This window comes from Psychrobacter sp. KH172YL61, assembly GCF_007182895.1.
In the GTDB taxonomy this organism is placed as follows: Bacteria; Pseudomonadota; Gammaproteobacteria; order Pseudomonadales; family Moraxellaceae; genus Psychrobacter; species Psychrobacter pacificensis.
The window spans coordinates 1,646,566-1,669,835 of sequence record NZ_AP019516.1; the positions used below are offsets into that span (position 1 = coordinate 1,646,566).

General features: G+C 46.2%; 21 protein-coding genes and 6 pseudogenes. 15 read left to right on the forward strand and 12 right to left on the reverse strand.

Going from position 1 to position 23,270, the window contains the following annotated elements:
* Positions 1-549: 549 nt before the first annotated feature.
* A pseudogene (locus tag PKHYL_RS08815) lies at positions 550-1,146 on the reverse strand (IS1595 family transposase).
* A 190-nt stretch (positions 1,147-1,336) separates the two neighbouring features.
* Here PKHYL_RS08815 and PKHYL_RS17515 point away from each other — a divergent pair.
* Both PKHYL_RS17515 and PKHYL_RS17520 read left to right on the forward strand, forming a co-directional pair.
* Positions 1,337-1,882 (forward strand): LysR family transcriptional regulator, encoded by a 546-nt coding sequence (locus tag PKHYL_RS17515; protein ID WP_269778134.1) that lies wholly within the window; start codon positions 1,337-1,339, stop codon positions 1,880-1,882.
* Positions 1,866-2,252, forward strand: a complete 387-nt coding sequence (locus tag PKHYL_RS17520; RefSeq protein WP_269778135.1) for a LysR substrate-binding domain-containing protein — start codon at positions 1,866-1,868, stop codon at positions 2,250-2,252. The genes PKHYL_RS17515 and PKHYL_RS17520 overlap by 17 nt, the downstream gene beginning before the upstream one ends.
* Positions 2,253-2,397: 145 nt before the next feature.
* Here PKHYL_RS17520 and PKHYL_RS08825 read toward each other — a convergent pair whose 3' ends face one another.
* From PKHYL_RS08825 to PKHYL_RS08855, 7 genes and pseudogenes are all read right to left on the reverse strand, one after another.
* Positions 2,398-3,045, reverse strand: coding sequence for a hypothetical protein (locus tag PKHYL_RS08825; RefSeq protein WP_240364949.1), 648 nt, complete (start codon positions 3,043-3,045; stop codon positions 2,398-2,400).
* Positions 3,042-3,392, reverse strand: a complete 351-nt coding sequence (locus tag PKHYL_RS08830) for a porin (protein ID WP_240364950.1) — start codon at positions 3,390-3,392, stop codon at positions 3,042-3,044. The genes PKHYL_RS08825 and PKHYL_RS08830 overlap by 4 nt, the downstream gene beginning before the upstream one ends.
* A 222-nt stretch (positions 3,393-3,614) precedes the next feature.
* Complete coding sequence (locus PKHYL_RS08835) at positions 3,615-4,070, reverse strand: acyl-CoA thioesterase (protein ID WP_240364951.1); 456 nt, start codon at positions 4,068-4,070, stop codon at positions 3,615-3,617.
* A gap of 128 nt (positions 4,071-4,198) precedes the next feature.
* Entirely contained in the window at positions 4,199-5,923 is a 1,725-nt protein-coding gene (locus tag PKHYL_RS08840) for a fatty acid--CoA ligase (RefSeq protein WP_240364952.1), read from the reverse strand.
* 61 nt (positions 5,924-5,984) lie between these two features.
* Positions 5,985-7,187: a 3-oxoadipyl-CoA thiolase gene (locus tag PKHYL_RS08845; protein ID WP_240364953.1), complete on the reverse strand. Its 1,203-nt coding sequence runs from the start codon at positions 7,185-7,187 to the stop codon at positions 5,985-5,987.
* Positions 7,188-7,253: 66 nt separating this feature from the next.
* The gene (locus tag PKHYL_RS08850) at positions 7,254-8,840 is read right to left on the reverse strand and encodes a 3-hydroxyacyl-CoA dehydrogenase (RefSeq protein WP_240364954.1); all 1,587 of its coding nucleotides are present in this window, start codon (positions 8,838-8,840) and stop codon (positions 7,254-7,256) included.
* Between the two features lie 69 nt (positions 8,841-8,909).
* Positions 8,910-9,686 (reverse strand): annotated as a pseudogene (locus PKHYL_RS08855) (enoyl-CoA hydratase).
* Positions 9,687-10,069: 383 nt separating this feature from the next.
* Between PKHYL_RS08855 and PKHYL_RS08860 the strand changes: the two are divergent.
* The 6 genes and pseudogenes from PKHYL_RS08860 to PKHYL_RS18810 all read left to right on the forward strand — a co-directional run.
* Positions 10,070-11,223: pseudogene (locus PKHYL_RS08860) on the forward strand (acyl-CoA dehydrogenase family protein).
* 116 nt (positions 11,224-11,339) lie between these two features.
* Entirely contained in the window at positions 11,340-12,608 is a 1,269-nt protein-coding gene (locus tag PKHYL_RS08865; RefSeq protein ID WP_201571644.1) for an MFS transporter, read from the forward strand.
* Positions 12,609-12,888: 280 nt separating this feature from the next.
* Entirely contained in the window at positions 12,889-13,734 is an 846-nt protein-coding gene (locus PKHYL_RS08870; protein ID WP_240364955.1) for an IclR family transcriptional regulator, read from the forward strand.
* Positions 13,735-13,865: 131 nt separating this feature from the next.
* Positions 13,866-14,966 (forward strand): annotated as a pseudogene (locus PKHYL_RS08875) (NADH:flavin oxidoreductase/NADH oxidase).
* 385 nt (positions 14,967-15,351) lie between these two features.
* A pseudogene (locus tag PKHYL_RS18805) lies at positions 15,352-15,522 on the forward strand (transposase); the annotation flags it as partial.
* Positions 15,523-15,582: 60 nt separating this feature from the next.
* Positions 15,583-15,776, forward strand: a pseudogene (locus PKHYL_RS18810) (IS3 family transposase); the annotation flags it as partial.
* A gap of 260 nt (positions 15,777-16,036) precedes the next feature.
* Here the strand turns inward: PKHYL_RS18810 and PKHYL_RS08885 are convergent.
* Positions 16,037-16,684 carry a glutathione S-transferase gene (locus PKHYL_RS08885; protein WP_083328808.1) on the reverse strand — a complete coding sequence of 216 codons (648 nt, stop codon included), beginning with the start codon at positions 16,682-16,684 and terminating at the stop codon, positions 16,037-16,039.
* Between the two features lie 200 nt (positions 16,685-16,884).
* On the opposite strand from PKHYL_RS08885, the gene PKHYL_RS17525 reads away from it, so the two are divergent.
* The 7 genes from PKHYL_RS17525 (at position 16,885) to PKHYL_RS08905 (ending at position 21,369) form a co-directional block, all read left to right on the forward strand.
* Positions 16,885-17,433 (forward strand): thermostable hemolysin, encoded by a 549-nt coding sequence (locus PKHYL_RS17525; RefSeq protein ID WP_269778136.1) that lies wholly within the window; start codon positions 16,885-16,887, stop codon positions 17,431-17,433.
* A gap of 41 nt (positions 17,434-17,474) precedes the next feature.
* Positions 17,475-17,735 (forward strand): thermostable hemolysin, encoded by a 261-nt coding sequence (locus PKHYL_RS17530; protein WP_269778137.1) that lies wholly within the window; start codon positions 17,475-17,477, stop codon positions 17,733-17,735.
* Between the two features lie 56 nt (positions 17,736-17,791).
* Complete coding sequence (locus PKHYL_RS17535; protein ID WP_269778138.1) at positions 17,792-18,814, forward strand: AMP-binding protein; 1,023 nt, start codon at positions 17,792-17,794, stop codon at positions 18,812-18,814.
* Positions 18,801-19,418 (forward strand): AMP-binding protein, encoded by a 618-nt coding sequence (locus PKHYL_RS17540; RefSeq protein WP_269778139.1) that lies wholly within the window; start codon positions 18,801-18,803, stop codon positions 19,416-19,418. Before PKHYL_RS17535 ends, PKHYL_RS17540 begins: the two co-directional genes overlap by 14 nt.
* Before the next feature lie 333 nt (positions 19,419-19,751).
* Complete coding sequence (locus PKHYL_RS08900; RefSeq protein WP_240364957.1) at positions 19,752-20,441, forward strand: TauD/TfdA family dioxygenase; 690 nt, start codon at positions 19,752-19,754, stop codon at positions 20,439-20,441.
* Between the two features lie 77 nt (positions 20,442-20,518).
* Complete coding sequence (locus PKHYL_RS17545; protein ID WP_269778140.1) at positions 20,519-20,791, forward strand: SDR family NAD(P)-dependent oxidoreductase; 273 nt, start codon at positions 20,519-20,521, stop codon at positions 20,789-20,791.
* Positions 20,788-21,369: an SDR family oxidoreductase gene (locus PKHYL_RS08905; RefSeq protein WP_269778141.1), complete on the forward strand. Its 582-nt coding sequence runs from the start codon at positions 20,788-20,790 to the stop codon at positions 21,367-21,369. Before PKHYL_RS17545 ends, PKHYL_RS08905 begins: the two co-directional genes overlap by 4 nt.
* Positions 21,370-21,407: 38 nt before the next feature.
* Here the strand turns inward: PKHYL_RS08905 and PKHYL_RS08910 are convergent, their stop codons facing one another.
* The 3 genes from PKHYL_RS08910 to PKHYL_RS08920 form a co-directional block, all read right to left on the reverse strand.
* Positions 21,408-22,106, reverse strand: a complete 699-nt coding sequence (locus tag PKHYL_RS08910; RefSeq protein WP_071001507.1) for a VIT1/CCC1 transporter family protein — start codon at positions 22,104-22,106, stop codon at positions 21,408-21,410.
* 78 nt (positions 22,107-22,184) lie between these two features.
* A complete protein-coding gene (locus PKHYL_RS08915; RefSeq protein WP_240364958.1) occupies positions 22,185-22,718 on the reverse strand; it encodes an ATP-binding protein in 534 nt (177 codons plus the stop codon).
* A 13-nt stretch (positions 22,719-22,731) separates the two neighbouring features.
* Complete coding sequence (locus tag PKHYL_RS08920) at positions 22,732-23,226, reverse strand: histidine kinase dimerization/phospho-acceptor domain-containing protein (protein WP_240364959.1); 495 nt, start codon at positions 23,224-23,226, stop codon at positions 22,732-22,734.
* Positions 23,227-23,270 lie beyond the last annotated feature (44 nt).

Below are 23,270 nucleotides of genomic sequence, written 5' to 3' on the forward strand. Positions count from 1 at the left end.
GATGGAATATCAATATGGTCTTTTAACCAAGGCCACACTTCATTAGTTTTACCATTAGCCTGATGAGCTACGTAGAAAAATGATATTACGGGCTCTATAGTCAATCAATATTAAAAGTGGTACAAGGCAGACGAGTGCAGGTACTACAGTAGTAGGCTAAACGAGTCTAACGCTGTAACACTTTAATAGTGGTTCGACTATATGCAGTTGATAATATTAAAAATAGAGTCTTTGAAATATGCTTTATAAAACTCAGTTGCATCGATAGATTTCTGGTGGATTATCTCATTTCTGTACTCTTCAAGAGTAACAAAATGTCCCCACCATTTTGCTTTTCTACAGCCTTAGTTTCGTACAACTCAGGAAGAATGTATTTAATCTTAGTTTTTAAACTAAGCCACCGCTTAATGGCTACTTTATCGTATGACTCTATAATACCTTTTGAGTTTTTCTTAGCTTGGTAAATGTGCCCATGAGGAATACTAAGATTAGCAAGTGCTTCTAAAGCAGTATAAGCAAAGACGATTGCAGATTGAATTTCTTCAAGGATTAAATATCACACCATTTTCTCAAGGTTTTCAGCTGATTAGATGGTGAACCATAGTTGAATCTAAACTCACACTCTTTTAAAAATAAATGGAAGTGCTTCTTATCGATTCCATTATACTTTCTGAGTGTTCATTTAGACTGATTCCAAAAGTTCTCAATGCCATTGATGTGATTGTTTTTACCGCAAATAAACTCTATAGAGTGATTGACTCTGAAATGTTTAAACTCGCTCACATCCAGTGCATTGTAACTTCGATAGCTATCCGTATAAACAAAGCTGTCAGGCTTGATGTTACGCTTAATGGCAGGCATTAGCGTGGTCTGCTTGGTGTCTGCTACGACCCCGCGACCTCTTTTACCTTTGTGTACACCGCCAAAGTAACTTTCATCTAATTCGACCTCACCATCAAAAAGCTCATCAGCTTCTAATGAGAGATGGTCATCTATCACAAGTCTTATTTTATGATAAAAAGTGCAGCAGTATTAGGCTGAATATCAAGCAAATCTGCGGCTGTTCTAGCAGTCACTTCAGCTGTGAAAAACCCTAACAGCCTTCGCTGTACTTTTTTTACTTAGTTTACAACGGGTTATCTTCATAAAAGTAGTCTAGCATAGTGCTTATCTACTACAGCCCCATTATCATTTATATTAAATAGAAACATTTTAGATGAAAAATCAACGCTGCTATCCAAGGTCAATAGAACGCACGACTTTACTATCGGTGAAGCAACAGCGTAAGATGACTGACGAGAGAATATTGATAACCGCTGGAAGGAAAACCTGAATAATGGATAGAATTGATGCGATGCGGGCGTTTGTATCAGTGGTGATTGAGGGCAGTTTTAGCAATGCCGCTACAGCCATGCAACTGTCGCCGCAGTTGGTGAGCAAATATGTGTCAAAGCTAGAAGAGCGACTGGATATACGCTTACTGAACCGCACGACCCGTAAAGTCAGTCTGACGGAGGCAGGTACTCACTATTTCGAGCATGCACAGCAAGTGTTACTCAGTATCGATGATATGGAGTCCAAATTAGGTGGGTTTCAGCAGAACCCAAAAGGCACATTGAGAATAAGCGCGCCTGTGTCCTTTGCCCTCAAACATATGGCAAAATTGGTGACGGATTTTCAGACACGTTATCCTTCGGTCAATGTCGATTTGCAGCTCAACGACCGCAAAGTAGATATCGTTGAAGAAGGATTTGATGTGGCGCTGCGCATCGGTCAGCTCAAAAGCTCGTCACTGATTGCTAAGCAAGTTGCGCCTGTCCGCGTCATCTTGTGTGCTTCCCCCTGCCTATCTAGAGAAATATGGCGTGCCCAGCAAACCTGAAGACCTAAAAAACCATCGGTATTTGCATTACAGTTATATGGAAAAATACGGCAAAGAAGATATTTATCAGTGGCTAGATGCGACCAATCAGCTAAGCCCAGAGCTGAGCAGTAATAACGGAGATTTGCTTGTCAATGCGGCAGTGGCTGGCGCTGGAATAGCATTACAGCCCACGTTTATTGCAAGCGAAGCACTGAGTAAAGGGAAGCTTATGATGGTGTTACCTGATTATGAACCCGAGACATTGGGGTTGTATGCGGTGTACGCCCATCGAAAGCTGTTGCCGCACAAAATCAGATGTTTTATCGATTTTATCGAAGGGTATTACGGTTCACCGCCCTATTGGGATGAATCGATACAACACTTGTAGATAACTATTAGCGACCCTCACCAAAACACCCCATGCATTGATAAATGTCTAGGGTGTTGTTTAATGCGCTTGGTAGCATGACAAGTCTATCGTGAGCTATATTATAAATATCATTAAAAATAGCACCCCTCTCAATTCATCACTCTCAAAACTCGTATTTGGCCATTATTTCAATTTGCTGACCTGCTGGCATCCATGGAAAGGTCGTCGCACTTTGCTCTCGCCACTCAATCCCCAAGTCTAAATCTGGCAGATACTCATAGATAAGGTTGGCGCTTTTGACATTGGCAGAGGTATTTGCCGCGTCATCGACATTGACCTCACCATAACGCAAGTTGCCACGCAGTTTTTGAGAGAACTGATGCTTATAACCAACACTATAACCTGTCTGAGAGATCAGTTTGCCATCTTCAGCGTCACAATCGGCACCGCCATTCATAATAAGCGGCCCGCCCACACATATGGCAGAATAAGCACCCATGCCTTTACCATTGAACACACTACCATGGAGCGAATGCTCTCCCAAAGCCAGCTTGCCTGCTAAAGACACGCCGACGCCCACATCCGAGTCCTCTCCGTTCTCAGCCTCACGCGCCGTGACAGCGACATTATAGTCGAGATTGGCTATCTTATCTTTGTAGCTGACCACCATGTCAGGCAGGCTGGCATCGTCATACACGGGGTCTTGAGCGGTAAAACGCAGCCCCTTGTAAGTGTAATGCACCGTCAAATCTGGACGAATGTATGAGCCGCCACCGGAGGCTGTGCCGATACCTGTTCCCCCAAAAATCAAGCTGCTCGGTGGAGGGGTGCAACGGCCAAAAATTGACCGTTCCACGTTTTACCCACTGTCAGATCATCCACTTGCACATAAGCATGGCGCAAGCGCAGGTTGGATCCGCCCTTGGCATAATCCCCATAAAAATCGCCTTCAATAAAACCTGTGAGCTTTTTATCCTCCACAGACTTGGTCGTCTTCATATTAATACGTGACTGGCGTAAGTTTCCTTTAAATTCTGAATCTCCCTCATCAGGCGAATTAAATGCCCCTTCTGCTTTGATATAACCCCCGATACTCAATGTTGTATCGCCCGTTGTCACAATATCGATCGCTTGCGCAGATGCGCAGGTTGCTACCATAGCCAATCCTATAGATAGCCTTTTTGTATAAAAGCATCATTCCTCTCTTCCCTGTTATATGTTGATATCCTTATCAATGCCAATGGCGATTACGCGCTCTTTACTTCATAACCATGAATGCGTTTTTTATAAATTGCCTCCTACCTATTACCTGCTGTCTCATCAAAGAGTCAGTAACGAATTGATGTTCTATTGGGTGTTATGCTTCTTGGTCGATACTCTCTAATGCTGCAATGGCTTCTTTTGCGTCTCATCGATTGGCTTTTTTTGTCCGCTCAATTTATCGAGATAGACCAAAACCGACTCACCGATTGCAACGACTTTTTTTAGTGCGGTACTATAATAGGTGTATTCGTGCACCAGACTTGAGTTGCCGATTTTTTTGACCTTGACGCCGATCCACAACGTATCAGGATAAGCAACTGGAGTAAGGTATCGACATGACGAGGCCGCCATCACCGAAAACGTTTTTTCATTAAATAAACCAAGCCGCCTGTTGTAGTAAATACGAGCATTTTGAGAGTATTCGTAATAGACCACATTGTTGACATGACCAAAGGTATCCATATCACCCCATTCCACTTGTTGAGGGTAGATCACCGTAAAGTCGTGTAATGGATGACTGTCATCACTGGTGACAGCTTCTTGTATTTCTGGAAATGTAGGAACCGCTTCCATAGCTTGTCTCTTTTTATTAGGTAGGTTTTGTTATATAGATGATGCGTGTGACTCAGGGTACTCATGACACACACCTCCTCCATCCCTAGCATTTATGCAGATACTAGGGTTTATATACGTCTTTTCTGTTAGTAAACTCGCTGTGATGGTGACAGGTCTATTTGGCTAGATGAGGTTTTCTGAATACATCGAGCGCATGCGTTTTTATCGAGTTTACCGACGCTGGTTTTTGGCATCTCGGATAAGAACCTCACTTCACTTGGGACGCCATATTTTGGCAAATGACCTCTCTCAACCGCTTGATGACCCAGTGCCAAAATATCTGTCGACGTTGTATCGGCATAGTCTGGTTTTAGCACGACCAATGCAAGAGGGCGCTCGCCCCAGCGCGTATCTGGGACACCAATTACCGCGATATCAGCAACGCTTGGGTGAAAGGATAGAATCGTCTCAACCTCAAGCGAGGACACCCATTCGCCACCAGACTTGATAACGTCTTTTAGTCTATCGGTGATGCTCAGCGTACCATCGGCGCTTATGCAGGCAATGTCTTGCGTATGCATCCAGCCGCCTTTCCATAACGCATTGCCTGCATCGGGATTTTTAAAGTAGCTTTGCGTTAGCCACGGCGCTCGTATCACAAGCTCGCCTGTCGACTCACCATCCATCGGTTGGGGTTGACCATTTTCGTCCCAAATTTCCATCGATACCAGCATGATGGGCGAGCCTGACAGACAGCGATAATTGAGATTGTCCTCTAGGGTCATTGACTCGGTTTTGTCATCGAATACCGCTCGAGACAGCACAGGGCAGGACTCTGACATCCCAAACCCTGACATAAACTCAATACCGCACTCGATAGCGGCTTTAGCTAAGCCCTCATTGAGCTTTGAGCCCCCTAGCAGTAGTTTGAGATTCTCAAACTTACGACCGCGCGCGGCCATTTCTTTGAGGAGCATCTGCAATATGGCGGGGACGCCATGCGATAGCGTGACTTTATGCTGCTCAATCAAATCGACAAGCTTTGGAGCTAGATAGCGCCCCGGATATACTTGGTTTAGCCCTATCATTGTTGCGCCATATGGCCAGCACCACGCATGAACATGGAATAAAGGCGTCATTGGCATATAGACATCGTCGTAGCGCGCGCCTTGACCTTCGGCATTGAGCGCTGATGCCAAAGTGCTTGCCATCGTCTGTAGTACGATCTGGCGATGGGTAAAGAAAACTCCTTTTGGATCGCCTGTCGTCCCACTGGTATAAAAGGTGGTCGCGATGGTGTTTTCATCAAAATCTGGGAAGTCAAACTCGTCACTAGCAGCTGCTAATAGCGCCTCATATTCACCGTCAACATAGTCAGGCAGCTCAGCTTTCTCACTACTTGCATTGTCATCCTCTGCATCGTCTGCCCAGATGACATGCTCAATAGACGGTGCATCGTCACGATAATCTTTGATCATCGGCGCAAATTCAGCATTTAACAGCAGTGCTTTGGGTGCAGCATGGTTGACGGTGTACAGCACTTTATCTTCAGATAAGCGCACATTGACCGTTTGTAAAATCATGCCCGACATCGGCACGGCAAAGTATGCCTCAAGGTAACGATGACTGTCCCAATCCATGACCGCGACCACATCACCTGCCTGCAAACCCATGTTTTTTAAGACATTGGCCAAGCGATTGATACGCTTAAAAAACTCAGCATAAGTATAAGTCACTTTGTCCGCATAGCTAATGGTTTGGTTGGTGGAAGCGATTTTGGCACGGTTGAGTAGCTGCTTAATAATTAACGGAAACCCATACGCTTCTTCGGCCTGATGGTAGTTGTCGTGTTCGTTGAGTATGGTGGTCATAGTGTCATCCTTGATAATAAACTGTTCTTGATAATCAGTAATGTGGCGCGTGCTTTTAATATCAGACGCGCTCTATCACCATGGCAAGCCCTTGCCCGATGCCAATGCATAGGCTAACCACTGCATATTTACCGCCCGTACGCTGTAATTCTCGAGCGGTACTCAAAGCGATTCGTGCACCAGATGCGCCCAGCGGATGCCCGACCGCGATGGCGCCGCCATTAGGATTGACGCGCTTATCATCAAAATCAATATCCAACCCTTTTAGACAACCCAGTACCTGTGAGGCAAAGGCTTCATTAATCTCAATGACAGACATGTCATCTAGCGTTAAATCCGCACGCTTTAATGCCAGCTTAATCGCCTCAACAGGACCCACGCCCATGATATTGGGTTCAACACCCATCGCACCCGATGACAAAATTTTGGCAATGGGCTTAAAACCTAGCTTCTCTTCTGCTTGTTTTGAGCCGATGATAAGCGCAGCTGCGCCGTCATTGATACCGGAGGCATTACCTGCCGTAACTATGCCATTTTCATTTAAAGGTTTAAGCTTTTGTAGCGCTGCAATATCGGAGCTGGCACGAGGATGCTCATCATCGGTAACGACTTTTTCGGGCAACTTTTTACCTTGTGGGACGGTGATAGGCGTTATCTCATCGTCAAAGAATCCTGCTTGCTTGGCAGCTTGATATTTGGATTGCGATGCGGCGGCAAACTTATCGGCTTCCTCGCGCGTGATGCCATATTTATGAGCAACATTGTCACCCGTCTGCGGCATGGTATCGCTACCGAACTGCTCAATAATCTTTGGGTTAGGAAAACGGCTACCGATGGTCGTATCAAATACTTTAAAGTCACGGCTAAACGGCTTTTCTGTCTTGGCAAAGACAAAAGGCGCACGCGTCATCGACTCGACCCCACCCGCCAAAATAATATCCCCTTCATGACACGTAATACTGTGCGCAGCATCGACCACGGTAGACAGACCTGACGCACATAAGCGGTTGACGGTCTGACCCGGCGTGGTGACATCCAATCCTGCTAACAGAGCGGCATTGCGCGCGATATTGCGAGAATCCTCACCCGCTTGGTTGGCACTGCCTAGCAGCACTTCATCAAACACATCGCTCGGCAATTGATGTTTTTCGACCAGCGCTTTTATCACGGTGGCAACCAGATCATCAGGACGCACCGTTGCCAATGCACCGACATAGCGACCAAAAGGGCTTCTTAATCCATCATAAATATAGGCATCTAACATAACGTGTCCTTGTTGTATTTTTTCACTTTGAATAAATAGTTTTATAACGATATTTTGTTGTTTGTGCTAATAAATGGCCTGCTGAGTGAACAATGACACAGCCAGCTTGGCGCGGCGCTGTAACCAAGGGCTTGGGCGATAGCGTGGGTCGCCTGTGAGCGCGTAAATACGCTCTAAAATGAGCAGCACACGCGAGGCACCAAGATGATCGCCCCAAGAGATCGGACCATACGGATACCCCAGCCCAAGCTTGACGGCATTATCGATATCCTCTGGCGTGGCAATTTTTTGCATGGCGATATCACAGCCGAGATTGATTACCATGGCGACCACCCGCTGTGCCACAAAACCTGTACTTTCGGCAATCAGCGTGGCACTACCCGCCTCCTGCGCATCTGCTTCACGACTATCTGAGCCTTTATTACCCGTGCTACTGCCAAATAATGCATAAGCTTGCGCCACGAATCGTTCTTGCGTGACGATGCTTGGCATCAACGTACGATGCTTTGTAAGTTCGGTGAGCATATCAATGGCAACGGCTTGCTTGGGATCAACCTGATAACGAATCGCGGCATTGGTCGTATCTTCGCCATAGATGGCGAGTAGCACCAAACTATCAGGGTGTGGTGTGTCGTTGTCATCGATAGTGACGTCATGAGCATTTAGGTAATCGACCAGCTGCGTCTTATCTTCTGCCAAATCAGCGCCAATCCAAACTGAGCTAATAGTGGCATCAGCTATAAGCGCCGCCGCCTTAGACGATTGATTCTGAGCGCTATCTACAGAAATCTTTTGACCTTTTTCGTATTGATAAAAACCGCCGCCAACTTTACGGCCGAGCTTTTTGCCTACCAGCATTTGACGAGTTAATGGATGCGGGCGATAGCGCGCTTCATGATAAAACTGGTCGTAAATTGACTCCATCACGGGGTGTGACACATCAATGCCCGTCAGATCTAACAGCTCAAACGGCCCCATGCGAAAGCCGGCGCCCTCTCGTAAAATGCGGTCTATTTGCTCAAAACTTGCGACGCCTTCACCCAGTATTTTTAACGCTTCGGTGCCATAGGCTCTGCCACCATGGTTGACGATGAAACCCGGTGTGTCTTTTGCGACCACGCCCAGATGTCCCATCCGCTTGGCCAAATCAGTGAGCGCGTCAATAACTGATTGCTGAGTAGAAAGGCCCGGAATAATTTCTACAATTTTCATCAGTGCTACGGGGTTAAAGAAATGAAACCCTGCCACGCGCTCTGGATATTCACAGTCAGCAGCAATTGCCGTGACTGATAATGAGGAGGTGTTGGTCGCCAAAATAGTATCGGCGGTAACCACACTTTCTAACTGGGCAAAAAGCTGTTTTTTGATGTCTAGATTTTCGATAATGGCTTCAACCACTATCTCAGCGGTCGCGATTTGGCTTAACTCTTGAACGATGGTTAAACGGCTTAGCATAGCCTGTAGCTCGTCATCGCTGAATTTGCCTTTAGCGGTGAGCTTTTCGAGCATGGCTTGCAAGGAGTGTCGTCCTTGCTCAGCTGCGCCTGCTTTGGCGTCATATAAAAGGACTTGGATACCAGCTTGGGCAGCAATTTGGGCAATACCCATACCCATAATACCAGTGCCAACAATGGCAAGTGTATTCACGGTCATAATGTTTCTCTACATAGTTTGCGATAAGAGTTGGTCGGCGTGGACAAAGAGATAAGCGGCATCTGCCCCTTAATAGCCTTGATAGTCGGCTGAGCGCTTTTCCAAAAAAGCTTTGGCGCCTTCTTTTGGTCATGCGTATCAAACAGAATTTGAAAGGCTTTACGCTCCAGTGCTAACGCGCCTTCTAAAGGCATATCAGCACCCAGCGTTGCCACCTCCTTGATTTGCGCTAAGGCAATAGGAGAGTACTTTGATAGCTGCTCGGCAATCTCGATGGCACGCATAATGGCAGCCTCATCGTCGACGACTTCAGAGACCAGCCCCATTGTGTCCGCCTCATCAGCACTGATCATATCGCCCGTCAGTACCATCTTCATGGCTTTGTGTTTGCCAATGGCACGAAACAAACGCTGCGTGCCTCCCTGCTCCTGGCATGAGTCCTATTTTGATCTCGGGCTGCCCAAATTTGGCAGATTTGCCAGCGATGATGATGTCAGCATGCATGGCCAGCTCACAGCCACCGCCAAGTGCGTAACCATTGACAGCCGCGATGATGGGCTTGCGGCAATGAGTGATGGCATCCCAATAGCGCTCGCTACGACGCAAATACATATCTGCTGTGCCAGTCGTCAAAAAATCATTGATGTCGGCACCAGCGGCAAACACCTTATCACCACCCGTCAGCACGATCGCCTTGGTGTGTGGATCATCATTTAACTGAATGAACAAATCTGCCATTTGTTGGCGTAGCTCACTGTTTAGTGCATTGCGCACTTTGGGTCGATTGAGCGTGATGACACTCACGCCCTCTTTTGGTTTTTCACAAATAATGAGTTGCTCTTCCATGATCCACTCCTTAAACCTCATTCCGATATAAAGTACAAATACATAATAAAGTACAAAAACATATTAAAACGATTATTTTGAAATAAAAATATCGCTATGCGGTATTTAATATCAATATATACTGTTTATTTTGGTTTGTGAAGGGCAAAATTGGTTAAATGAGAAAAATTATAGAGAATAATTATCATATTTATAATAAAATACCGCAATGCGGTTTTTTAAACCAAAACTATTGTAATTTACTTATTCATCGATTATGCTAATCATCCAAGGACGTCACATGACTAACATCGTCAAAAAAGCCGTTATGACTATCAGGTTAAAAACCATTATGACTATCAGTCATCAATCAAACAGGCATTTATCCAACAAGGAAGACTCATATGATTAGAGATAAAGAAACCCTCGACCATATCACTCATACCATCCGCAACTTCGTTAATGACCAACTCGTTCCTCTGGAGCACTGGGTGGCAGAAAACGATCGCCTACCAGAAGAGATCATCGAGCAGATGCGCGAGCTTGGGCTGTTTGGGCTAACTATTCCTGAAGAGTACGGCGGACTGGGTGTCACGATGGAAGAAGAAGTGACCTTGGCATTTGAGCTGGGACGCACCTCCCCCGCGTTTCGCTCATTAATAGGGACAAATAATGGTATTGGCTCATCTGGTCTTGTGATTGATGGCACGGAAGCGCAAAAGCAGAAATATCTGCCTCGCCTTGCCAGCGGTGAGATCATTGGTTCATTTTGCTTGACCGAGCCTGACTCAGGCTCAGATGCGGCCTCATTAAAGACAACTGCTGTTAGAGATGGTGATACTTATATCATCAACGGTACCAAGCGCTATATCACCAACGCCCCGCAAGCGGGCATCTTCACTGTCATGGCACGTACTGACCCACAAAACAAACGCGCTGGCGGCATTTCGGCATTTATTGTGGAGAGTGACACGCCGGGTATTACCTTGGGCAAAATTGATAAAAAAATGGGTCAAAAGGCGCGCATACCTGCGATGTCATCTTTGACAACTGTGTCGTGCCAGCCGATGCGCTCATCGGCGGTGTCGAGGGTGTTGGGTTCAAAACCGCGATGAAAGTCTTAGATAAAGGACGATTGCACATTGCAGCAGCCAGTACTGGAGCTGCGACTCGCATGCTAAATGATGCATTACATTATGCCGTCGAGCGTAAGCAATTTGGGCAGCCTATTGCCAGTTTTCAGCTCATTCAAGGCATGCTCGCTGACTCAAAAGCAGAGATTTATGCTGCCAAATCCATGGTACTAGATGCGGCGCGCCTGCGTGATGAAGGCAAAGATGTCGTAACCGAATCCTCATGTGCCAAAATGTTTGCCACCGAGATGTGTGGCCGCGTGGCTGATCGAGCGGTACAGATCCACGGCGGCGCAGGCTATATCGCAGATTATGGTATTGAGCGTTTTTATCGTGATGTGCGTCTCTATCGTCTGTATGAAGGTACGACCCAAATTCAGCAAGTCATCATTGCCCGCAATATGATCAAAGAAGCCAGCGAGTAATCTATCTCGCAGGCGTGCTCACCAAAACACAAGGCGGTATTTGCTAGGATGCTGATGCCGTTCCCTTCTCTTTATAACTCAGACTTTGATTCTCACAACGATAAGGGATATACATTGTGAAAAGTGTCGCTATAACGTCAGACCCAAGCGCAAGCGCGGTCCAAAAACAGCCTTGGAAGCTGGCCTTTGTTTTTTGTTTTTTGGTATTGCTATGTGATGGCGCTGACATCGGTATTCTTGCTTTTACCCTCTCTAGTCTCAAGCAAGAATTTGGATTGACCAATGTACAAGCTGGCGCGCTGGGCAGCTGGTCATTGTTTGGCATGGCTATTGGCGGAGTTTTTGGCGGCTGGGCCTGTGACCGCTTCGGACGGGTACGCGTGATCGTTCTGGCGACGGGGATGTTTTCTATCCTATCTGGTTTTAGTGGGCTTGTGCAGAGCTATGAGCAGTTTGTGGCACTACGATTTATTGCTTGCTTAGGGCTTGGCAGCTTATATATCGCCACCAACACGTTGATGTCTGAGATGGTGCCGACGAAGCATCGAACCACGGTACTTGCCGCGCTCATGACAGGGTTTACGCTCGGGTCTTTGGTCATTACCAGCATTTCAGCATGGATCATCCCTAGCTATGGCTGGCGTACCCTATACCTTTTAACATTTTTACCCATTCTCCTTTCAGTCTCAATGTATTTTTTAGTACCGGAACCACAATCTTGGAAAGAGGCTCGTGCGCGCAAGTTAAGTGGCGAGAAAAACACACTACAAAAAGCGGAAAATCCCTACAAAGCCATATTCGAAAACCCCAAACATCGCATCATGTTTATATTGTGGTCGATGAGTTCAGGGCTTTTACTGTTTGGTTATTTTGGTGTGAGTAACTGGCTGCCGTCTTATCTAGAGACAGAGCTCGGTATCAAGTTTAAAGAAATGGCGCTATATATGGCGGGCACTTACCTAACGATGATGTTTGCTAAAGTAATAGCAGGTTTTATGGCGGATAAAATCGGTCGAAAAATAGTCTTTGCTTTTGGCACCATGGGCACCGCGCTATTCATTCCTTTCTTAGTCTATATGCATACTCCAGAAAACATTGGCTGGTTAATGATTACCTTTGGTTTTTTATACGGTATTCCTTATGCCATCAATGCTACCTATCTGACCGAGAGCTTCCCGACAGCTATTCGAGGGACAGCTATTGGCGGTGCCTTTAATATCGGGCGACTTGGCTCTGTGATTGCCCCTGTCGCTATTGGCTATATGGCCATGCATAACTCCATCGGTGCAGGTCTGCTGCTGATGGCAGGTGCTTACTTCTTATGTGGTCTGATCCCAACCTTGTTTATCAAAGAAAAGCAGTATGATCCACAAGAGGCCTCATAAAATCTTTTATAATGGCGTTGACTCCCTATATTACGACCGTTCATACCGCATAGCGAAACAATCTACCCACATCATGCTATGCTGAGAATATAAATGTACGGTAATATAGTATAATGAACAAGATAAACTGCCCTTGGCATGTGACTGTGAGTCAGTGATAAAGCCTATAATAAGTATTTGCTAAACACTTGTTCTATAGAGCAATACTGGCTCACGGTGACGCTAGGTAGTTATAATTTTACTATGCTTGTATGGACTGAATTGGGATAATAGACCGCCTATGACGAACGACACCTTTGCCAATGACGACCCTAATAATGAGATGCATATGGAGTTGTTAGAACCCATTGCAGAGATGCAGGGCAAAAACGACAGACAATTTGTCACCGCGTTGGCTCGTGGTCTTGAGCTACTGCGCTGTTTTACCCCGAAGCGACCTTATCTGGGCAATCAAGAGCTGAGTCAACTGACAGGGATTCCTAAGGGTACCATCACTCGCCTCACCTATACCCTGGTCAAATTAGGCTATCTCAAACAGTCTACTACGAGCAGTAAGTATCAGCTCTCAACCGGCGTACTTGGGTTTGGCTATACCATGATGACCAACATCTCCATCAATAACCTCGCGACCCCTTATATGGAAGAGCTGGCAGATTATGCCAATAGTGCGGTGGCCATGGCGACTCGCGATCGGTTGATGATGGTCTATCTCAATGTGGTACAGGGCGCTGGTAGCACGACCATGCAGCGCAATATCGGCTCATATCTCCCCATTCATTTAAGCTCAATGGGACGCGCTTGCCTCGCCAGCATGCCGCCTGCTGAGCAAGAATTTATCCTAAATGCGATTCGCAATAAGTACAAGGATGATTGGCTAAAGATCAGACGAGGGCTGGACAAAGCCTTTCAAGATTATGAAGATTACGGCTATTGTTTTTCTATCAGTGAATGGCAAAGGGATGTCAATGCGGTTGCCATTGCGCTGATGCACCCGACGGAAGGTTTGCTCACGTTTAACTGCGGCGCGCCAAGTTTTATCCTGAGTCGCACCAAATTAGAAGAAGACATCGCCCCTCGCCTGCTGCATATGAAAAACATGATTGAGAGTAATCTATATATCAGCTAGCCTCACTTAAATGTACCCTATAAAAAAACCATTCATCCCCATCATGTATTCAAGCGCTAATTATATAAACCATTTATATCGATTTTTCCTGTTATTTTCCATGCCTTTAAGCAAAGCGCGTTTTTTTAAGGATTTATTATGAGCCAGCTTTTTCGCCTTTACAACTTGGGCAACTTACATTAGATAACCGTATTATCATCGCCCCCATGTGCCAGTACTCTGCCAATGACGGCGCGGCAAGCGATTGGCATACGATTCATATCGGTCAGATGAGTTTGAGCGGTGCAGGGCTACTTATTTTAGAAGCGACGGCGGTCAACCCGCAAGGACGCATCAGCTATGCTGATTTGGGATTATGGGATGACAGGACGCAAGCGGCACTGGATAAAACGCTCACTGCTGTCAGACAGTACAGCCCAATGCCGATAGGCATCCAGTTAGCCCATGCTGGGCGTAAAGCGTCAACCAAAAAACCATGGGACGGCGACGGCTCGATTGCCCCTGATGAGGGTAAATGGCTGGCAAACGGTGGCACCATCAGCGCTTGCGTATGACGAAAACTCTACTGTACCCACAGCAATGGATCAAAATGACATTGATACATTCATCAGTGATTTTGTGAATGCAGCAAAACGCGCAGATACGCTGGGGCTTGACTTAATTGAGCTGCATGGTGCGCACGGCTATCTATTGCATCAGTTTTTATCGCCGCTTTCTAACAAGCGTGATGATCAATACGGCGGCAGTCTTGAAAACAGAATGCGCTTGTTACTTGACGTGTTTACAGCGGTTCGGGCTGAGTTTTCAAGTGACAAGCCAGTGGGCGTGCGGGTTTCTGCAACCGATTGGGTCGAAGGCGGCTGGGACCTTACCCAAACGATTGAGCTGGCTAAAGCCTTAGAAGCATTAGGCTGTGATTATATCCATGTGAGCACCGCAGGACTGAGCCCAGAGCAGCAAATCCCTGTAAAGGCGAGCTATCAAGTACCTTTGCCGCAGCCGTAAAAGAAGCGGTCAATATACCCGTCATTGCCGTGGGCCTAATCACCGAGGCCGAGCAGGCAGAAAGCATCATCACCGAGCAGCAAGCGGACGCGGTTGCCTTGGCACGCGGTATCCTCTATGACCCGCACTGGCCGTGGCACGCGGCGGCCGAGCTTGGCGCAACCGTCAAAGCGCCCAAACAGTACCTACGCTCAAGCCCGCACGGTAAGCCGTCTCCTATAGAATAAGTGTAATCGAACTACGAACATAGACTGAAGACAACATTACTTGCTTCAGTCTATGCATTCACCTCACTTTAATTCAAACTAAAGTAATTATGGCTTACAAGTTAGATAGTCATCAGTGTATTCAACTTGGCAAGTGGTAGTGATATCAACGCTGCCATAATTTACCGGCTGAAGTGTAGCGCAGGGAGGTCAACTTACGGTCTTGTTAGGCCTGCTAAATGTTCCATAAGCGGAATTACCTCATTGTAAATACCCCATTCTTAACACAACATCATCGTAGAATAATTAAGCCACCTGCCTGTACTCAGCAGGTGTCATTGTAGTGGCATAATGAAATAGGACAGTAGATAAGAGGTTATACTATCACCAAAACTGGAGAGAAGATATGACCACCAAACGCGGACGCTACAGCCAAGAATTTAAGCTAGAAGCCATTAAACTGGTTGAAGATCAAGGCAGGAAGATACCAGAAGTAGCCAACTCATTAGGTATCGGCAAAACCACCTTAGAGAATTGGGTATATAAATACCGTAAAGAACAGCAAGGTGTCATGCCATCAGAAGGCAAAGCCCTAACGCCTGAATTACGGCGTATACAAGAGCTTGAAAAACATGTGAGGTTCTTTAGAAGCTTTAAGACAGAGTGGATGCCAAAAACGGCTATGACAATATTGATGAGGCTTGGCAGGCAGTAAATGATTATATTTGGGGCTATTATCAAAGTGTAAGACCACACAGCTTTAATGAGTATTTAACACCGAGCAAGAAAGAGAGACTTTATTTCAACAAAAACCTCTTAAGTACTGTCTAAAAATATTTGACCACTACAAGTATACAATGTGTATTCTCCTACGTTCTTTCAAATCTATACTTTACCTACCACTCACCACTCATGTGATCATATAAATAACTTCAAATATAGTCGGTTCAATATAAAATCGATACAATAAGATTAAACGCTATTTTTCGCAGCCTCTGGAGACGTAGTCACAGCAAGCAAGAAAAATAGCGTTTAATCAAATGAATTTATTATCCTGTATCGTTTTTATTTAGACTTAACTATACTAGATATTAACAAGGAAAAATCACCACCTCATCGCCTTCTTGCCATGGTTCAAACTTAGTCATAACTTGCAAAAATAACGGATGCGCAAGCCAATCTTGTAACCACTGCTGCAATTTAGGGTATGGCAAACCATAAAACACCTCACGATCAACATGCGCAAATTGACGAACAAACGGCATGATACCAATATCCGCTGTGGTCACACTGTCTCCTAATAGATAGACATTTTTTGTCAATAGCGTCTCCAATACCTGCAAAAACACCTCGCCCCGCTGTCGATACTCGCTCTGCGTCATCCCAGGATACCGATCTGCATATTTGTATCGATCTAGCCAATATTTAAACTCATTGTCATTTTGTGCAATCAAGTCATTTGCTTGCGGTAATGTATTTTTATCAAGTAAGCCGTGTGGGTCATTCTGCGCAAGTGCCCACATCATAATCTCGTCACTTTCTTCAATGACGGTCCCATCCGCCAACTGTAAAACGGGTACTGTCCCTTTTGGGCTAATCGCTAGCATTTGCTCTGGTTTATTCTTCAGCATAACCTCCCGCAGCGCTACAGACTGCTCGGCAAATAAAAGACCGAGACGGGCACGCATGGCATAGGGACAGCGGCGAAAAGAATACAAGCGGTGAAGCGGTGAAGTCATAATTATTTTCCATAATTGAATAAAACTAAATAGCATATCAATAAGAACCAGTAGGCTCAAACACACTGATATGGTTTTTATTAGGGAGTAGGTAAATATTATTAGACGATACTATCTTAAGGTTCAGTTAAGGTTGCTCCTTTATGATGCTTTCATGATGTTAATCGTGCTAAAAGCTTTTAACCATTTGGAGACAGCTGATGTCATTATCTATTGATAGCACTCATACCTTACAGAATGTTCTAAATACGACCTTTTATATTGAAGCGGTTAAGCCAATGTCAATATTGGAAGTGCAAGGCATACCCTCCTCCCTCTATATTCGTGCCAGTACGCAAATGCCAATAGCGACATCGCCTACTTCCTATGCCCAAAACCAAGATGCCCAAGCATTTATCAAACGCATATATGCGTATATCCATCACGCCCGATTAAGCTACTTTATGCCCATTTTGTTTTCAGGTTTTGCCGATATGCCATCCTATGGCGATTGGTTATCCACTGATGATAATACTTTGCCTACATTTAAAGGCACGAGCGTTGCTATCGGTCTAAAGCCTATCTGTGAAGATAAGATATTTTTAGAGCAGTATCTGAACACGCCGATACAACATGAGATCAGCAGAGTGGCAGGCGAGCCAGTCAGTCGCCAGCGCATTTTTGAGATTGGCAATTTGGCATCAGGTTGTGCGGGTAGCGCGCGGCTTATGATAGCATTTTTGGTGTTTTATTTATCCACCCCACCCTGAATTCTACGACTCATGAACACCAAACCAAAGCAGACTGGGTCGTGTGTACTGGCACCGATGCGGTACGGCATATATTGGCACATATGGGCATTCGCAGTCATGTCATTGCCAAGGCCACGGCAGAAGCGCTAGAAGACCCTGAGCAAGTATCCTCATGGGGCCATTACTATCAGCACAATCCCTTGGTCGTCGCTATCAATGTGGCCGATGCTAAGCGGGTATGCGCCCCACATTATCGCTATACCGAAACGTTAGAGATGAATGCTACCACGCGTTTGACGCTAAATAAGATAGCCGTTTAATACGCATGCATTAGCCAACCAATAACACTGCACCACCACAAGACAGTGAGAACAACATGACCCCCATTTATACCGCGATATGTCAGCATGCCCGCCAAACTCCCAAGCAGGTAGCGATACAAACGATAGCTGACCATAACACGACCAGTCTGACCTATGGCCAGCTACAACGCACGCTATCCGCGCTTCATCAAACACTAAAGACATGGCAAGGCAAGCGTGTCGCCTTATATGCGCATAACGATATAGATTGGATCATACTCGATTTGGCATTGAGTACCGTCAGCGCGGTCGTTGTGCCAATCCCCTTATTTTTTAGTGCCGCGCAAATTGCGCACTTACTACAAGATGCGCAGATAGAGATGGTATACGTTGGCGCTGGTTTACAACTGCCAACCATAGACAATACGGATAACTGGATAATTGCTGATACACCAGAGACAAAAACCATCAAGTCTGAGCAGGCGACTCATATCACAGGTAGTTTTTATCAACTTGCTGGCACCATCACTGACCATACCTTCACCGCTCAAAATTCCTCTACTGCCAGCGATTTTTGCAAAGTGACTTACACCTCAGGCAGTACGGGCATGCCAAAAGGCGTGTGTTTGGGTCAAGAGACATTGATGCGTATTGTCGAGTCGTTATCGGGTTCGCTCGCTGATACCTTGACAGATGACGCTACTCACGCGCCAAAAGTGAGCAATGCCACAAGTAATTTTAGTCATTTAAGCGTGTTGCCTTTTGCCACTTTATTAGAAAATGTGGCAGGTATTTACGTGAGTCTATATATGGGGCGCACCTTAGTGACAGGGCACATTGATCAATTGGGTTTGTTATCCAATCAAGCATTTGATGCTAAGCGCTTGATGACAACGGTACAAACATACGACATCGCCAGCGTTATTTTATTACCGCAAATGCTAAAAGCCATTTGTGAGCACATGGCAGACAAGGGAGCAACCAAATCCAGCGCCAATGCTGCTGTGCCATCATTAAAGTTTATGGCAGTCGGCGGCGGCAAAGTCTCCCCCTCAATTACTACAAGACGCCAGTGCCTTAAGCTTGCCTGTTTATGAAGGCTATGGCCTATCTGAATGCGGCTCGGTAGTCAGTCTCAATACGCCAAAAGCAAAGCGCGAAGGCAGTGTGGGCAAACCTATGCCTCACGCCTCGGTCAGCATCGCAGATAGTGGCGAAGTAATGGTAAAGGGCAATGCGATGCAAGGCTACTTAAACCATGACAATAGTAAGGATGACAATGGCATCATTGCCACAGGGGATATCGGTCATTTAGATGACGACGGCTATTTATACATCACGGGTCGACGCAAAAACGTGCTCATCAGTAGTTTTGGCCGTAATATCTCGCCTGAATGGGTAGAAGCGCAGCTCTCAACGCAGCCCATTATTTATCAGGTCGCGGTACTCGGAGATGGTGAGCCGCATTTGTCTGCGGTGATAGTCGCCAACCCCAACATGGTCGCAACGAGCAATGATCCACAATCTGCGATTGCGCAAGCGATAGATGTCGTTAACCAAACCTTGCCCGACTATGCGCGTATCCAACAGTGGCATCTCGCCGAGCACCCTTTTAGTACGGACAATGAATTATTGACTGATAACGGCAAACTGCGACGCGCGCACATTTTTACCGCTTATCAATCGGCACTCGGCTTATAACGGACGCTTTTACCAGCAGTACAACAATAGGACCATATTATGCAAACCACTCTGATGCCAAATGATTTGATAGAAAACGACCTGATACAAAGCAACTTGATAAAAAGCGACGTTATCGAACTTGACACTTTTAAGGCACCAACCTCCCACGCGTCTGCTAGCGTATCCCTTGCCTAAAACCGCTGATATTTTAATGGAGTTGCAAACCCATGGTTGGACGTTACTTCGAGGCTATCACTACGATGTAGAGACGTTTAGCCAATTGATGAGTCAACTTTGTCAAACCTTGACCTACGATCCCGCCCGCCAAAACATCACTTCTGAAGCGCAAAAGTGGATGCAGGCACGCATGCTATTGGACTACATATCGAAAATGGCAATACGCCGATGCCGCCTGACGTCATTGCTTTTTTTAGTGAATTGAGCGCCAAAAAAGGCTCACAAACAACGATATGTGATGGGCATGCAGTGTATCAAGCGCTATCACCTGAGCTAAAAGCCACCTTTAGTCAGCCGATGCGTATCAGTCGCTATTTACCTCAGGCCATTTGGCAAAATTATGTGGCGACTGCGACCGGCAGAGCAGACGCCGATCAAATAAGCTTGGATGATTTAGAGACATTTATCACGGCGACGACGAGCAAGACGTTAACGCATCACGTAGAACCTCAGACAGACGGCGGCGTTCGGTACGTATTACAGATACCTGCAATTCGAGAAGACAACGTAAGCGGTCAACTGGCCTTTGCAAATACTTTACTTGGGCCCTCATTTAACTATGAAAAACCTGAGTTCACCCTAGCAAACGGTCAACACGTTGATGATGCGCTCCTAGATGAGCTGACTCAGCTTTGTGAAAAATACACTCAAGACATTGCGTGGCAAAATGGCGATGTGGTGATACTCGACAACAAACGCATCATGCATGGTCGTCGACAAATTGATGTGCCTTTAACAGAGCGTAAGCTGTATATTGCGATGGGGCTTGGCATTAGGCATGGCATGAATCACTCAAACGATTAGCAACAGCACATCTCACCACAATCCGTGCTTCAATAGTCCGTGCTCTAACAATCAATGTTCAACAAGGATGCGACATCATGACACCAGCTAATGGCCAATCAGATCTAGTACAAGCTACGCTCAATTACACCATACTAATCGGTGCCACGGGTGGTATCGGGCAGGAGATCGCACGGCAATTATGTGCCAATAATCAGCCTGTCATTTTGGTCGGGCGTAACAACCAGACCTTGACTCATTTGGTAGATGAGTTGACCAAAGACTATCCTGATATCCCACTTGTGTCTCATACGTGTGATTTAAGCTCGCAGACATCGCAATCGCTACTGGTAGAGGGACTGGGGAAATGACACAAGGCCATAGAAACGTCATTGATACGGTCATACTCAACGCAGGTATCAATGATTTTGCTTTGCTCACGGATCAAAATGATGACACGATTGAACAGATAATGCTCGTCAATGTGGCGTATCCACTACAGCTTATAAAAAGACTGCTACCTATCTTGATAGCGCAGCCTAGCCCGAGCCAAATTATCAGCATTGGCTCAACCTTTGGAAGTATTGGCTACCCAGGTTTTAGTGCTTATGGCGCGAGCAAGTTTGCCTTACGCGGTGCAAGTGAAGCGTTAGGCCGCGAGTATGCCGACACCTCAGTGAGGTTTCGCTATTTTGCGCCCAGAGCCACCAAAACCACCATGAATAAAGACGCAGTCGTCGCCATGAATGAGGCATTGAAAGTAAAAATGGACTCGCCTGAGACCGTCGCAAAGGCACTGATTCACTTTATATCAACCAAACAAGCGCATCAGCATTTGGGGTTTCCCGAACGGTTTTTTGCATGGCTCAATCGATTGTTTCCCAACATCGTTGGCAACGCCATTGTCAAAGACCTGCCCACCATCAAACAGTATGCTAGAAAATCATGATAATCAGTTAGGCAATCGTGGAGTGAGTGAGTTTGCCTTTAAATTGCCACACCAAATAAGCGACCAATTAACGAGGTTGCCACCATGGCAAGCACGCCCCAAACCACGATTCTGGTAGTCGCAGGGATCACAGGTGCACCGCCTAGACGAGCAGAGATGATCCCAAGTAGCATCAAACCCAATATTGTCAAAGATGACAATGACCAAACCAGTGTTTCCGCTGGTAACAGTAATATCCCAATAATGGGTAGTATCGCCCCCGCTATAAATGATAGTCCTGAAGCCACTGAGGCATGAATGGGCTTTGCTTCACTAATATCCGTCAGGCCAATCTCATCACGGGCATGGGCTTCTAACGCATTGTGCTCAGTCAAGCTCACGGCCACTTGATGCGCCAAATCATGCTCAAGTCCACGCGCCTCATAAATTTTGGTGAGCTCAAGCAGCTCACGCTCAGCATTGTGCCTCAGCTCATGTCGCTCTTTATCGAGATCCGCCTTTTCGGTATCCGCCTGTGATGAGACCGAGATATACTCGCCAGCCGCCATTGATAATGCACCTGCGGTCAGCGCCGCCATACCTGTCAGCAGCAATGTCTGACTGCTTGTACTGGCAGCAGCCACCCCAACCAATAGACTGGCGGTCGAAATCAACCCATCGTTCGCCCCCAGCACTGCTGCCCTCAACCAATGATTGCGATTGCTCAAATGTGCTTCGTCATGAATAGAATGATGCATAAAATCCTCAAAAGGTAGAAACGCGAATGGGTATGCCCTAGTGTAACTGATACAGACTAATACAGTATGCTTTATGTCTTATAACGGTTTTGAGAGTGCGTTCTTACTGCTGACCGTTACGATAAAGCCTGTTTCTGGTTGAGGGCGGTTGGCAAATGCTAAGGTAAGATTGTGCAGATCGGCAATTCGATTGGCAATTGATAGCCCCAGCCCACTACCTATTTGGGTTTGACCGGCTGGACGATAGAAGCGCTCGCTTAGCCGCGCTAGCTGCTCTGGGTCGACGCCCAAGCCATTATCCACCACTTTGATACTATCAGTATCCAACTGCAGTTCAATCTGGCAGCCCTCTGGGCAATAACGAATGGCATTGTCTAATAGGTTACGGATTAATAGTTTAAACAACACTGGATTAATAAGAATGGGTAAAATATCGGCAGAATTGTCACAGTGTACGGTACGTTTTAATTGGATGTGTTTTTCACGCGCTAAGCGGTTGACGTCGCTCAGCACAGTATCGGTGAGCATCAGCCAGTCTGGACGTTCTAATTGCTCAAAAGGCAACTGCTGTTGCGGCTCTATTTTGGCTAACACCAATAACTGATCGACCAAATGGGTGGCGCGCTCAATACCATCGCTGATTTTTTTGCGTGTGATAAAACAGTTGACTGTCGTTTTCTATACCAGACAGCTGTAATAGCTGCTGCTGCAAAAGATCGGCTTGTAGTTTGAGCGCAGCCAGTGGGCTACGCAGCTCATGAGAGGCATCAGCGGTAAAGCGCTGCTCCCGTGCTAGAGTGTCTGCCACTTTCACAAACAACACGTTTAACGCGGTCACTAAAGGCTGAATCTCTTGTGGGACGTCCGCTGTAATCGGACGATCGTCTTGCGGCTTGCGCTGTTCTACCTCAGAACTAATCTGACTTAATGGCATCAGTCCGTGTCGTATCAATCCGATAGTCAAGATCATTAAGGAAAGCAGCCCAATTAACATCGGCAGTACTTGCACAGACATCGCTTCAACAATCATTTCTCGGCGAGAGGCAAGGCTTTGACCAATGGCAATCACACGCTCCTCACCCATATCATCGCTACGATAGTCATCATGCGCATAAAACAACCGCCAGCGTTTACTAAAAGGGGTTTAGACGCTGATAAATAGCG

Excerpts from the sequence above, each read along its gene's own strand:
- PKHYL_RS17545 (WP_269778140.1), top strand. The coding sequence starts at position 20,519 with ATGACACCAGCTAATGGCCAATCAGATCTAGTACAAGCTACGCTCAAT.
- PKHYL_RS08905 (WP_269778141.1), top strand. The coding sequence starts at position 20,788 with ATGACACAAGGCCATAGAAACGTCATTGATACGGTCATACTCAACGCA.
- PKHYL_RS08870 (WP_240364955.1), top strand. The coding sequence starts at position 12,889 with ATGACGAACGACACCTTTGCCAATGACGACCCTAATAATGAGATGCAT.
- PKHYL_RS08840 (WP_240364952.1), bottom strand. The coding sequence starts at position 5,923 with ATGACCACCATACTCAACGAACACGACAACTACCATCAGGCCGAAGAA.
- PKHYL_RS08850 (WP_240364954.1), bottom strand. The coding sequence starts at position 8,840 with ATGACCGTGAATACACTTGCCATTGTTGGCACTGGTATTATGGGTATG.
- PKHYL_RS17525 (WP_269778136.1), top strand. The coding sequence starts at position 16,885 with ATGTCATTATCTATTGATAGCACTCATACCTTACAGAATGTTCTAAAT.
- PKHYL_RS08845 (WP_240364953.1), bottom strand. The coding sequence starts at position 7,187 with ATGTTAGATGCCTATATTTATGATGGATTAAGAAGCCCTTTTGGTCGC.
- PKHYL_RS08835 (WP_240364951.1), bottom strand. The coding sequence starts at position 4,070 with ATGGAAGCGGTTCCTACATTTCCAGAAATACAAGAAGCTGTCACCAGT.
- PKHYL_RS08885 (WP_083328808.1), bottom strand. The coding sequence starts at position 16,684 with ATGACTTCACCGCTTCACCGCTTGTATTCTTTTCGCCGCTGTCCCTAT.
- PKHYL_RS08830 (WP_240364950.1), bottom strand. The coding sequence starts at position 3,392 with ATGGTAGCAACCTGCGCATCTGCGCAAGCGATCGATATTGTGACAACG.
- PKHYL_RS17535 (WP_269778138.1), top strand. The coding sequence starts at position 17,792 with ATGACCCCCATTTATACCGCGATATGTCAGCATGCCCGCCAAACTCCC.
- PKHYL_RS08910 (WP_071001507.1), bottom strand. The coding sequence starts at position 22,106 with ATGCATCATTCTATTCATGACGAAGCACATTTGAGCAATCGCAATCAT.
- PKHYL_RS17515 (WP_269778134.1), top strand. The coding sequence starts at position 1,337 with ATGGATAGAATTGATGCGATGCGGGCGTTTGTATCAGTGGTGATTGAG.